Source organism: Phyllobacterium sp. P5_D12 (assembly GCF_054049495.1).
Genome location: NZ_JBFUMG010000115.1, coordinates 1 through 10,726, shown reverse-complemented (window position 1 = coordinate 10,726; position 10,726 = coordinate 1). Strand labels below are relative to the sequence as shown.

General features: G+C 57.5%; 14 protein-coding genes and 1 tRNA gene. 8 read left to right on the top strand and 7 right to left on the bottom strand.

Annotation, left to right across the window (positions count from 1 at the left end; all coding sequences use genetic code 11):
- Nucleotides 1-538 (bottom strand): superoxide dismutase (locus ACXJ5O_RS10275; protein ID WP_457299805.1); only part of this gene is annotated, 538 nt, incomplete at its 3' end.
- Between the two features lie 125 nt (nt 539-663).
- Nucleotides 664-1,596 carry a LysR family transcriptional regulator gene (locus ACXJ5O_RS10270; protein ID WP_457299804.1) on the bottom strand — a complete coding sequence of 311 codons (933 nt, stop codon included), beginning with the start codon at nt 1,594-1,596 and terminating at the stop codon, nt 664-666.
- Nucleotides 1,597-1,619: 23 nt separating this feature from the next.
- Between ACXJ5O_RS10270 and ACXJ5O_RS10265 the strand changes: the two genes are divergently transcribed.
- From ACXJ5O_RS10265 to ACXJ5O_RS10250, 4 genes are all read left to right on the top strand, one after another.
- Nucleotides 1,620-3,086, top strand: a complete 1,467-nt coding sequence (locus tag ACXJ5O_RS10265; protein WP_457299803.1) for an MFS transporter — start codon at nt 1,620-1,622, stop codon at nt 3,084-3,086.
- 73 nt (nt 3,087-3,159) lie between these two features.
- Nucleotides 3,160-3,468 carry a hypothetical protein gene (locus ACXJ5O_RS10260; RefSeq protein ID WP_457299802.1) on the top strand — a complete coding sequence of 103 codons (309 nt, stop codon included), beginning with the start codon at nt 3,160-3,162 and terminating at the stop codon, nt 3,466-3,468.
- A gap of 20 nt (nt 3,469-3,488) precedes the next feature.
- Nucleotides 3,489-3,926 carry a hypothetical protein gene (locus ACXJ5O_RS10255; RefSeq protein ID WP_457299801.1) on the top strand — a complete coding sequence of 146 codons (438 nt, stop codon included), beginning with the start codon at nt 3,489-3,491 and terminating at the stop codon, nt 3,924-3,926.
- A gap of 49 nt (nt 3,927-3,975) precedes the next feature.
- On the top strand, nt 3,976-4,152 hold the full coding sequence (locus tag ACXJ5O_RS10250; RefSeq protein ID WP_457299800.1) for a hypothetical protein: 177 nt from the start codon (nt 3,976-3,978) through the stop codon (nt 4,150-4,152).
- Between the two features lie 45 nt (nt 4,153-4,197).
- On the opposite strand, the gene ACXJ5O_RS10245 is transcribed toward ACXJ5O_RS10250, so the two are convergent.
- Both ACXJ5O_RS10245 and ACXJ5O_RS10240 read right to left on the bottom strand, forming a co-directional pair.
- Entirely contained in the window at nt 4,198-5,055 is an 858-nt protein-coding gene (locus tag ACXJ5O_RS10245) for a tellurite resistance TerB family protein (RefSeq protein ID WP_457299799.1), read from the bottom strand.
- A 34-nt stretch (nt 5,056-5,089) separates the two neighbouring features.
- Nucleotides 5,090-5,590 carry a hypothetical protein gene (locus ACXJ5O_RS10240; RefSeq protein ID WP_457299798.1) on the bottom strand — a complete coding sequence of 167 codons (501 nt, stop codon included), beginning with the start codon at nt 5,588-5,590 and terminating at the stop codon, nt 5,090-5,092.
- 258 nt (nt 5,591-5,848) lie between these two features.
- On the opposite strand from ACXJ5O_RS10240, the gene ACXJ5O_RS10235 reads away from it, so the two are divergent.
- The 3 genes from ACXJ5O_RS10235 (at nt 5,849) to ACXJ5O_RS10225 (ending at nt 7,209) form a co-directional block, all read left to right on the top strand.
- Complete coding sequence (locus ACXJ5O_RS10235; protein WP_457299797.1) at nt 5,849-6,343, top strand: MarR family winged helix-turn-helix transcriptional regulator; 495 nt, start codon at nt 5,849-5,851, stop codon at nt 6,341-6,343.
- Nucleotides 6,340-7,026, top strand: a complete 687-nt coding sequence (locus ACXJ5O_RS10230) for a GNAT family N-acetyltransferase (RefSeq protein ID WP_457299796.1) — start codon at nt 6,340-6,342, stop codon at nt 7,024-7,026. The genes ACXJ5O_RS10235 and ACXJ5O_RS10230 overlap by 4 nt, the downstream gene beginning before the upstream one ends.
- Before the next feature lie 106 nt (nt 7,027-7,132).
- Nucleotides 7,133-7,209 (top strand) — tRNA-Arg (locus tag ACXJ5O_RS10225).
- A 363-nt stretch (nt 7,210-7,572) separates the two neighbouring features.
- Here ACXJ5O_RS10225 and ACXJ5O_RS10220 read toward each other — a convergent pair.
- The gene (locus ACXJ5O_RS10220) at nt 7,573-8,199 is read right to left on the bottom strand and encodes a class I SAM-dependent methyltransferase (protein WP_457299795.1); all 627 of its coding nucleotides are present in this window, start codon (nt 8,197-8,199) and stop codon (nt 7,573-7,575) included.
- 91 nt (nt 8,200-8,290) lie between these two features.
- Here ACXJ5O_RS10220 and ACXJ5O_RS10215 point away from each other — a divergent pair, with 91 nt between their 5' ends.
- Complete coding sequence (locus ACXJ5O_RS10215) at nt 8,291-8,422, top strand: hypothetical protein (protein ID WP_457299794.1); 132 nt, start codon at nt 8,291-8,293, stop codon at nt 8,420-8,422.
- Here ACXJ5O_RS10215 and ACXJ5O_RS10210 read toward each other — a convergent pair.
- Complete coding sequence (locus ACXJ5O_RS10210) at nt 8,419-9,150, bottom strand: response regulator (protein WP_457299793.1); 732 nt, start codon at nt 9,148-9,150, stop codon at nt 8,419-8,421. The genes ACXJ5O_RS10215 and ACXJ5O_RS10210 overlap by 4 nt on opposite strands.
- A 346-nt stretch (nt 9,151-9,496) precedes the next feature.
- Nucleotides 9,497-10,726: HlyD family type I secretion periplasmic adaptor subunit (locus ACXJ5O_RS10205; RefSeq protein WP_457299792.1), on the bottom strand; the 1,230-nt coding region annotated here is incomplete at its 5' end.

Below are 10,726 nucleotides of genomic sequence, written 5' to 3'. Positions count from 1 at the left end.
CCGCGAGCGGGTCACCGGCGTCTTGCATCCCGACGATTGAGAGCTTGTCACCATCCTTGACCAGCCATACCCATCCTGTGCCGAAAACATTGTCGCCCTCGGCGATCATCTTCTTCTTCAGTTCGTCAAACCCGCCAAAGTCCTTTTCGATGGCTTGGAGAAATGCTCCCTTGGGTGCGGCAGGTCCGCCTTTGAACTGTTGCCAATAGAGATTGTGGTTCCATGCCTGTGCGGCGTTGTTGAAGATCGCGGTATCTCCATCCTTTTTGGCGCGCACAACCACCTCTTCGAGTGAGAGATCCGCATAGGGTGTCTTTTCAACCAAGGTATTGAGCTTCTTGAAGTAACCGGCATGGTGTTTTCCATAGTGGAGGCCAACCGTTCTCGCCGAAATCACCGGCGCAAGCGCGTCTTCCGTGTAAGGCAGTTCGGGCTGTTTGAAGGGCGCGGCCGCGCGAGCCTTGATGGCCGGGGCAAAGAGCGTTGTCGCAGCAGCGGCTCCGGAGAGCGCCAATACATGACGTCGGTTCATCTGCATATTAATCTCCTACGGTCTTCTACGGACGCAAGCCACAGATATCTCATAAATGGCGCCCAACTGCTTTAACATGTTTGTGATGGGAAGCCCCAAAGCAACCTCTCCGTGATCGATTTCTCGGCGCTTCATGCGCCATCCGATGGTCGCGGCGGTCTTCCCCAGTCGATGGACTCCGCACAAACATCCCGCACGACCCCTCGCAACCAACGATGCGCGGGGTCGGCGTCCAGCCGCGGATGCCAGAGCAATGAAATTGTGACCTCTGGCATGACTATCGGAATGGGAAAACTATGCATTCCGGCGCGCAAGTTTCCCGTATAGCGTTCGGGAACGCTGGCGATCAGGTTCGAGGCACCCGCCAGAGCCAAGGCTTCCGAAAAGCCGGCGACGATCGTCACTATCTCCCGTTTCAGCCCTAACGGTTCAAGGGCATGATCGATCAGTCCACTGTCGAGCCCGCGACGAGAGATGAGGATGTGCCGACCGGCTGCATATTGGGCAGGCGTGATCGTGACGCCGCACAACGGATGTCCCATCCGAACGACACCAACGAAACGATCACGAAACAGCGCCTGCGCGCGCACCTCAGGACCCGTTGTCTTGCCCACAACGCCGGTTTCCAGATCAACCGTTCCGTCGCGAAGGGATAGACTGTCTTTGCTGGTCTTCTGCACGAAGCGCAACCGTATGCCCGGTGCTTCTTCACTCACCCGTGTAATGAGACGTGGTCCGAAATTCTCGACAAAGCCATCCCTGTTTCTGAGCGTGAATGTTCGCACAAGCCGCTTCAGGTCGAGCGTCTCTTGAGGACGCAGAACGGCTTCTGCATCCTGCACAAGCAGACCGACGCGCTCCCGAAGCTCTAGTGCCCGGGGTGTTGGAACAAGACGGCGTCCGGCCCGGACGAGCAGCGGGTCGCCGGTCGTTTGCCGTAACCGCGCCAGTGCGCGGCTCATCGCGGACGGGCTCAGCCGCAGCCTTTCGGCGGCGCGAGCCACGCTTCCTTCAGCGAGCAGCACATCAAGGGTGACAAGCAAATTGAGATCGGGATGCGACATGGAGACAGCAGAAAGCGGAGTTCATGTTGAAGCCAATCATCGCAGCTCAAAATGAGGCAGTAGCCGGACATGCAGAACGGACAGCTTCGATCCCGTTGGCGCTTGCCGGCCTGTCGCTATCCATGTTGCTGTCCTCCCTTGGCACGAGCATCGCCAATGTTGGCCTGCCGACGTTGGCTCTCGTGTTCAATGCCTCCTTCCAGGAAGTGCAGTGGATCATCCTTGCCTATCTTCTCGCCATCACCACTTTGATCGTCAGCGTCGGACGGCTAGGCGACGCTATAGGTCATCGACGACTGCTACTGGCCGGAATCTTTCTTTTCACGCTTGCCTCGATCCTGTGCGGTGTCACCTCCACGCTCTGGCTGTTGATTACCGCACGGGCAGCGCAGGGCCTTGGCGCGGCCATCATGATGGCTCTCACCGTGGCATTCATCAGCGCGATCGTTCCAAAGGCAAAGACAGGCAGCGCAATGGGGTTGCTCGGAACGATGTCGGCGATTGGCACTGCTCTCGGTCCATCGCTCGGCGGCGTTCTGATCGCCGGGCTAGGTTGGCAGGCAATCTTTCTCGTCAATGCGCCGCTGGGTATCCTGGCTTTTCTTCTCGCCTATCGCTATCTGCCCGGTGATCACCCGCGACCGATGGCAAATCGAGCCGGTTTCGATATTGCGGGCACACTGTTGCTTGCTCTGACGCTCGCCGCGTATGCGCTCTCCATGACGATCGGGCGCGGTGGTTTCGGTCTGCTCAATATAGCTCTGCTGCTGGCCGCCGGCTGTGGAACCGGCCTGTTCGTCCTCACCGAGGCGCGCGCAGCGTCACCTCTGATCCGGTTGGCTATGTTCCGCGATCCGGTGCTGAGTGGCAGCCTGATCATGAGCGCGCTCGTCTCGACTGTCATGATGGCGACGCTGGTGGTCGGGCCGTTCTACCTCTCCCGTGCACTCGGGCTCAACGAGGCTCTCCTTGGAATCGTTATGGCGATCGGACCAATTATGTCCGCATTGAGCGGCGTCCCGGCTGGTCATTTGGTCGACCGTTTGGGCGCGCCAATCATGGTCATGATTGGACTAGTCGAAATGGCGGCCGGTTCATTGGCACTAGCCGTGCTTCCGGCGATGTTCGGCATTGCGGGCTATATTGCTGCCATCGCCGTCTTGACCACCGGCTATGCATTGTTCCAGGCCGCAAACAACACGGTCGTCATGATGGATGTCCCCCCGGACCGACGGGGTGTCGTTTCTGGGCTGCTGAGCTTGTCGCGCAATCTCGGGCTCATCACCGGCGCATCCGTCATGGGTGCTTTGTTCACGTTCGCGTCAGCTACGATGGACATAGAGACGGCGCGGCCCGAGGCCATTGCTACCGGTATGCGCATAACATTTGTCGTGGCGGCAGTTTTGATTGCGGTCGCGCTTGCCATCGCCATTGGACGCCATGGCCTTCGGCAACACCAGGAACGCAAAGACGGCCGCCCGAATTTGTAAGCGTGCGCAGAAAGGCGTATAGAATTGCATATAACCCGCATGGTGAGGCAATGTGTCGGGTTGGGGGGCAAACATGCCTGAAGCAGTCAACCCTGCGATTGCTGCCATGGAGGGCCATGGCTTCTATAATCGTAATTCCGCCATGCAAGCAGCCGGAAACGCCACCGCCCTGGCGCTCTGGGAAAAGGCCGCCCAATCCGTGCAATTGGGAGAAGAGACGCTCGTCATTGCCGACTACGGCTCATCACAAGGCATCAACTCGATGGAGCCTGTTTCTGCGGCGATCAGAGTGCTCCGGAGTAGAGTCGGTGAGGACCGAATGGTGGAAGTTATCCACACTGATTTGCCCTCAAATGACTTTGCGTCCCTTTTCACGCGCTGAACGACAATCCTGTCAGCTACATGGCGGGAAAATCGGGAATCTTTCCCTCGGCTATCGGCCGCACCTATTTCGAACCTTTGATGCCGCCTGGACGCGTTCATCTCGGTTGGAATTCCTGGACGATACAATGGATGAGCCGGAATCCAATCGACGCGCCAGATCATGCGTTTGCAATGCGCAGCAAGTTGCCGGAGATTCAGGAAGCAGTTGTGCAGCAACAGGCTCGCGACTGGCGGAATTTTTTGGAACTTCGTTCCAGAGAACTCCGCCCCGGCGGTCGACTTCTATCGCTTTTCCCCGGGGGTCGTCCGGACAGGCTGGGATGGGAATGGTTGACGGGGGAATTGTGGGAAGTCTTTTGCGATATGAGGCGCAACGGCCTTTTTTCCGAAGCACTTCGCCGGGCTGCAAATCGAGCATGCCGAAATCCAGCAAGGACCGGACATTCATTGGGATGATTTCGAGCGGTCTGGGGATGCCGCCAAACTCGCTCGCGGCTGGACAGGGATGATGCGAGGTTTCTCAGGTCCAACGATCATGAACTGTATCGATCCTGCGCGAGATCGTGCAGCATTGGTTGATGAGATATTCAGCCGATTCGCCGATCGTCTGGCCGCCAATCCGCAACCTCACGAGCACTTCATCGCCATCGTTCTGCTGCGCAAGACAGGACCGGCCATGTGACATCACGTTTAAGATCAACTCAGATCGTCCATGCGCGAAGGCGCGTCAGGCGCGCCCCAAAGTTTGCTCGACCTGTACCTTTAGCCTTGGATCGATCTTAAGAGCACGCGCGAGCCCGTCGAGATAATTTTTCTCAGCGGGTGTATCGACCGCTATCGCCAGAACTGAAGCCATGTAAATCTGAAGCGCCACCTCCGGCGAAGTCGCGGCGTTCAGGATCTCTCGAAGATCCACAGGCGTCGTCAACTGTTCCGCCAAGCCGCGGCGATCAGCGGAACTGATACCGAGCTGATCAAGGCGCCCGGCCAAGTTGCGCTGTTCATCGTCGTCGATGACGCCATCGGCTTGTGTCGCGGCCACCATTGCCTTGACGAACACACCGGAGAGGGCATCGGCGCCACCAGGCGCCTGTGCTGGATGAAAACCATTGTCGGCCGGCGGCGCCACTGCAGCCGTATCTATTCCGGACGACYTTGCTCCCGACTGTCCTGCTTGCTGATATCGCTTGAACACCTGGTAGGCGAGTACGCCGATCACCGCCATGCCGCCATAGCGGGCGAGATCGTTCGTTCCAGCCTTTTGTGGGATTTGGGCCTGCGGCTGGGGCGATCTCGTTGGAGCGCTGCCACCGCTCGCGCCGTTGCCGGCTGCTGCACCCCCAAGGAGACTGCCCAGAATATCGCCCAGCCCGCCGTTGCCAGCAGGAACCGATCGGCCCACGGTTGCTCCGCCCCCACCTGCTGCTGGGCTCCCGCCCAACAGGCTTCCCAAAATATCGCTAAGATTGCCCGACCCGCTCGCCGCCGGCTGGCTAGGCGTATTCGTTCCCTGGCCCGCGCGGAGTCCACCTCCCTGCAGAGCAGCCTGAAGCATCTGCTCTAGCACTGATTGGTTGCTGGCCATTGAAACGTCCTCCCGTTAATGTTGATCTGGCCGTTCAAGCGGTGAGCTTAAGCGCCTTCGAAATCTCTACCAAAGTGGCTTTTTCCGCGTCGCTCACCCGAACGCCGCCAAAACCCAAGAAACCACCTTCGCTTGCTGCATTCGCTACGCGTTCACTGATGCTATAAAGCCAAGCCTTGAACCCGGCAGCGTCATCTGGAGCTTTCGCGCCAACGAGTGTGACGGCTTGGCTGAGCGTTTCCAGGATAGCGCCTTTCATCTCGGGAGCCTGCTTACCCGCAAGCTTGCTCTTGATCAGGTTGCGCGCGGCCGTGCGTCCCTCGGACGTCTCGAAGTCGGATACCACCGACTTGATCAAGGTGTTTGAATTCGGATCGGTCTTGGCCGCGATCAGTGCGCTGCCACTGGCCAGCCCTTCTTGGGTCATGCCGATGAGGCCGCTTGGATCGGCCAGCGTAACGGCCATCCCCGCCATCATGACGCTGCCAAGCACCTCGCTCCATTCCTCTGTGGTGAAATCTGTCTTGGACGCCATGGGAATTTTCCCTTTTCTGTCAATAAGGCCTTTATAGCCCAGCCAAGCACCTGTGAGACATCATTACGCCATGCGAGGCGGGAATCAACGCAAAGTTCGCCTTTTGGCCCGAGGCTGCATCGGTTCGGGACATTATACTTCCCACGCGTCAGGTGCATGACAGGATTGGCCCGCATCGGTGCATTCTGCTGTCACTCTTGTTTTTGGTTTTATAACGTATTATATAACTTGTTATACAATTTGTCGCGAGGAAACATCTTGGTTGAAGATATCGTCGAATCGTTGGGGTTCCTCTGCCTCGGCAGCCGCTTCCGCCGTATCGGCGAACGCCTTCAGGCTGATACGCAGCGCATCATCGAAGAGTTCGGCGTCCCCATTCAGTCCGCCCAATATCCCTTTCTTGCGGCGATCGACCGCGCCGGGCCGCTGACCACGGGGCAGCTTGCCCAAGCTGTCGGCATCACACAACCGGGTGCCACCCGCATCATCTCGCAGCTTCAGGAATTGGGATATGTCGACATGCAGACTTCGATCGAGGATCAACGTCGAAAGCTGGTATCGCTGACGCCGAAGGGCCGGGAACTCGTTGACTATTCGAAACGATTGGTCTGGCCGCGCATAGAACGGGCAGTAAGCGAACTTTGTGACGATCTTGCTGGCCCGATCCTGGAACAACTGGCAGCAATCGAGAGCGGCCTTGCAGATGCGCCACTTGCCAATCGCGGCAAACTCGACAAGGGACAGAAATCATGAGCCACGTTCTCGACCGCCCGGCCTGGAATGCACTTCGAACCCTCCATTCGGCATTGGCCGAAGGCAGTGAGCGTGCCCGCCGGTATCCACCCTCCATCGTCCCCTTTGCCGCCGCGGCCGACAATACGGCCGAAAGCATGGAGGCCCTCGAGAATTTGCTCACTGCCCATGAGGTCATGGCGCTTGTCGAATCCGAAGCCATCACGGTTCCAGAAGGCCTGACGGTTATCTCGGAAGCCAAGCTCGTGCAGATGATCGCCGAACAGGCCTTTGAGCGGATCAGCGACAGCAGGATCGAACTGCTGACCGAAGCCGATTCAGCCGAGATGCTCGCCTTGGCCATGCTGACCAAACCCGGCCCCTTCACACTTCACGCCCAAAGCTTAGGCAACTTCTGGGGCGTCAAGATCGATGGCGGCCTTGTCGCCATGGCTGGTCAGCGGATGCGCCAGCCGGGCTTTGCCGAACTCAGCGGCCTCTGCGTCCATCCGGACTTTCAGGGTCGCGGTCTCGGTACCATGCTCTTCCGCTTTGTCGCTGGCGAGATTTCGGCAAGGAATGAGATTGCCTACCTCCATGTCTATGCCACGAACACGCCCGCCATTTCGCTTTACAAGGCGATGGGTTTTCGCGTGCGCTCCGAGATGAACTTCGCCATCCTTAAGTGTCCGGATCAAGCGTGACGACGAGTGCCCTCCATTTCCCGGCGCACAACTGAAATTCGCCATTGAAGCTGCGGGCCGCATCGGTTAGAAACGCTTCGCGCATGTAAGGCCAAGCCTTGTATCAGCACCCGTAGCTCAGCTGGATAGAGTGCTGCCCTCCGAAGGCAGAGGTCACAGGTTCGAATCCTGTCGGGTGCGCCAACAAAATCAATTACTTAGCATGATACCCGAATTATTCGTCAAATATCAGTCGAATAAATGCTCATGGACGACTGTGTACACCGGCTGCACACGAGGGTAGGAAGGTAAGCTAGCGAAGGCTTCGATGACTGGATTCGTCAGCTCCCCACGCTCGATGGCGTCATTGCGACGGACAGGCGCCCGCAATTCCACCACATTGACGAGTCGTGAATGACGGCCTCTGACTATTAAGGTGTAGAGTCCGCTTTGCGCCCGCATCTCGGCCATAGATGCGATCTTTGCCTTCGCCCGGAAGCAGACATTGGCGACCACCTAAAATTCATAGTCGCGCCACGACCAGCATTCCCACAAGTTCTGTGTGCGTCACGCCCGACTCGCCCGAACGCTCAGCCACCGATCATGGGGCTTTCCGACGCACCGACGTACCTCGCTGACGATCCAGCCCGCGTCTGTGAGTGCGGACCGCAGGGCAGACTCGCGCCAGTACGTCTCGACGTAGCGCCGGGGCGCTGCAGCACTGCCGTGTGTGGACACATCCTCGCCTTCGCCCTCTCTAACCGAGGCGTGCAATCGGCCACCGGTCCGGGTAGCCTCGGTAAGCCGCTCAAGCACCGTACCGAAATCCGCGCGCGCGACATGAATCAGGCAGGCACAGGCCCAGATCCCGTCGTACGGCGTGCCGGGACGTTGCGGGTCGGCCAAGTCTTCGGTCAGCGGGTCCAGCAGGTCGGCCTCGAAGCCACTTTCGCGAAGCAGTTCGACGAAGCCCTTTGAAATGTCGGTGCGCCGGACGCTAATCCCCCGCTTCTCAAGCTCAAGTGCATCTCGCCCGCCACCGCTTCCGATCTCCAGCACCCTGCCCGAGCCACCCAGCGCGGTCACGAACGCATCGATCTCTGTCGCGACCCATTCTGGCATCGCCGCGGCCTCTGAAGCGTACTCCGCCGCGACCGTATCATAGGACCGCACGGTATCCAGGTCGGTGCTCATCCTAGCGCTCCTCCTTCAAGAGATCGGCTCTATTACTTTCGGTCAAATCCGAGCTGCGTGTACTCAGGAAGAAGCGCAGGGGGCACCCAGCATGATCTTTGAACTCACCCGGATTACATTCGGCCTGACAAGCGTTCTCACGTTATCGGCTTTCGGATTAATTGCCTACGCCGGCTATGAAGACGTTCGCGATTTGCTGTCATCGAGCAGGGACAACTTCTAATCAACGACTCTTTGTCGAGGTTGCTCGGAGAGCCGAACTACTCGTTTTGTTCCCCCATGATCAGAGTTGACTTCCACCTCGCTGTTAAGCATCGATTCGCCCCAGCCTTGTCGGGCAACAATGGTTGCAGCCACGCGGTTTTGGACTCCGAGCTTTGCCATTGCATTCGTCATATGCGATTTGACAGACTTTTCCACGATCCCGAGGATGTCGCCAATCTGCCGATTGCTTAATCCATTCGCGACTAGGCGAAGTGTACGCTCTTCTTGGGGGGACAAGGAGGAAAGCACATCTGCTACCGAAGGCCGTCTGAGGTGAGCGATGACACGAAATCCAATGATTGGCGACATGAAAGATCCGCCGGCAGCTACTATTTTAATCGCCGATACAAGGTCGGTGGCGCTGGTATCCTTCAGAAGATACCCCACGGCGCCAGCGTCGATGGCCGCCAATACATTGTCTTCTGCTTCCAACTCGGTAAGAAATATGACCTTAGTCGGGCTAGTCAACTTCAATAGCCTTTTGGCGGCCTCGATGCCACCACCTGGCATGGAAATGTCCAATAGTGCAATATTAGGAGCATAGCGAGAACTGAGTTGGATAGCGTCCTCGGCCGTTGATCCTTCGCCCACAACCGTAATATTCTCGTCAGTACTAAGAGTTTGAATGATACCGGTCCGGAATAACGGATAATCGTCTACTACGATGACCTCAATTTGACCCGACATACCCTTGCCTCACTTCCGAACTTGGCCTCTTACCTTGGGTGACAATAAACCGCAACAAACTGGATGAAGATGATGGTCGCAGTGGCGTTGCACGCCTTCAATAACTTGACAGGCCAAAAATAGCCATTTGCAAGGATAGTTTACAGCTAACGTTTACACAAACTAAACTTCGTGAAAAGCATTGATCCTGGAAAACGGGATGCGGCCACACGTTCTGGTATTTTGCATAGCTTCCAGGGAGATTGCTGCTTCGGTTTCAAAATGTGGCACGGTCAAACCCAATTTGTTGAAGTTCGTTTAACGTTGGAGACTCACCGCACGCCGATGCTTTCCTAATGCCCCTTCCTTACTGTTCGCGAAAGGCGCGATTGAATTGATCCGCGAGGGGTTTGGACAGGAAGGACATGGCAGTGCGCTGTTCCGTCGAAACGAATACTTCGACTGGCATGCCAGGCATGAGCTTGCTGTCGCCGAGCTTTTCAAGCTCCTCCGAGGGAACGATCACATCGCACAGATAGTAGACCTGGCCGGTCGAGGGATCGCTGCTGGTCGCCGCGGAGACGTAAGCAATACGGCCATGCAGTTCCGGCGTCGTGCGTGTGTTAAAGGCCGAAAAGCGCAATTTTGCCGGCTGTCCAACGAAAACCTGGTCGATGTCGGTCGGTGACAGTTTCGCTTCTATCTTCAACGCGGCATCTGCGGGGACAAGTGTGACCAGCTTCTCCGCCGGGGTGATAACACCACCGATGGTGTGGACTGCGAGTTCGTTGACAGTACCCGAGAGCGGTGCGCGAATATCGGCTCGCGCCAGCCGATCCTCCATGGCCACTCGCCGTTCCCGAAGTTCGGAGAGTTTGGGTTCGATGGAGGAGAGTTCCCGCTGTGCTTCGGTACGGGCAGTCTCGTCTATGGCAATGATTTGCAGGCGAATTTCACCCATGCGGGCCTTAGCGCGTGCGATATTGGCTTCGACCTCTCCGCGTTCTCCCAACAGCTTGGCCATCTCCCGATCGATGACATATTTACGCGAAGTCTCGATCAGGCGCTTGTCGGTCAGCCCCTTGATTTTGCCGTGTTCAGTCTTCACCAGAGCGATCTCGTCGATCTTTGCATCGTGCTGCGCTTCGAGCCCCTTGATCTCCTCACCCAATTGATCGATGCCAAGGATCAACTGTTCTTTCTGGCTCTCGCGGTTCTGACGATTGCCATCAAACATACGCTTCTCACCAAAGAACACGTGTGGATAATCATTGGTTCGTGCGGTTAATTCGGCTGGCATCATGATCGCATCGAGATTATCGCGCTCAGCCATGAGCCGCGCCTGTTTCGCCATGAATTCGACCAGCTGCGTGCGGACGATCGAAAGCTCTGCACGGGTTTCGGCGTCATCCAGCCGCAGCATGACCTGACCCTTCGTGACAAAGTCACCTTCCCTGACCGCAATCTCGCTGATGATGCCGCCGTCGCGGTGCTGGATCGACTTCAGGTTCTGATCGACCTTGACCATGCCCGGTGCGATGATCGCCCCTGTCAGCTGTGCGGTTGCCGCCCAGCCGCCCGCACCGACGAAAAGCAT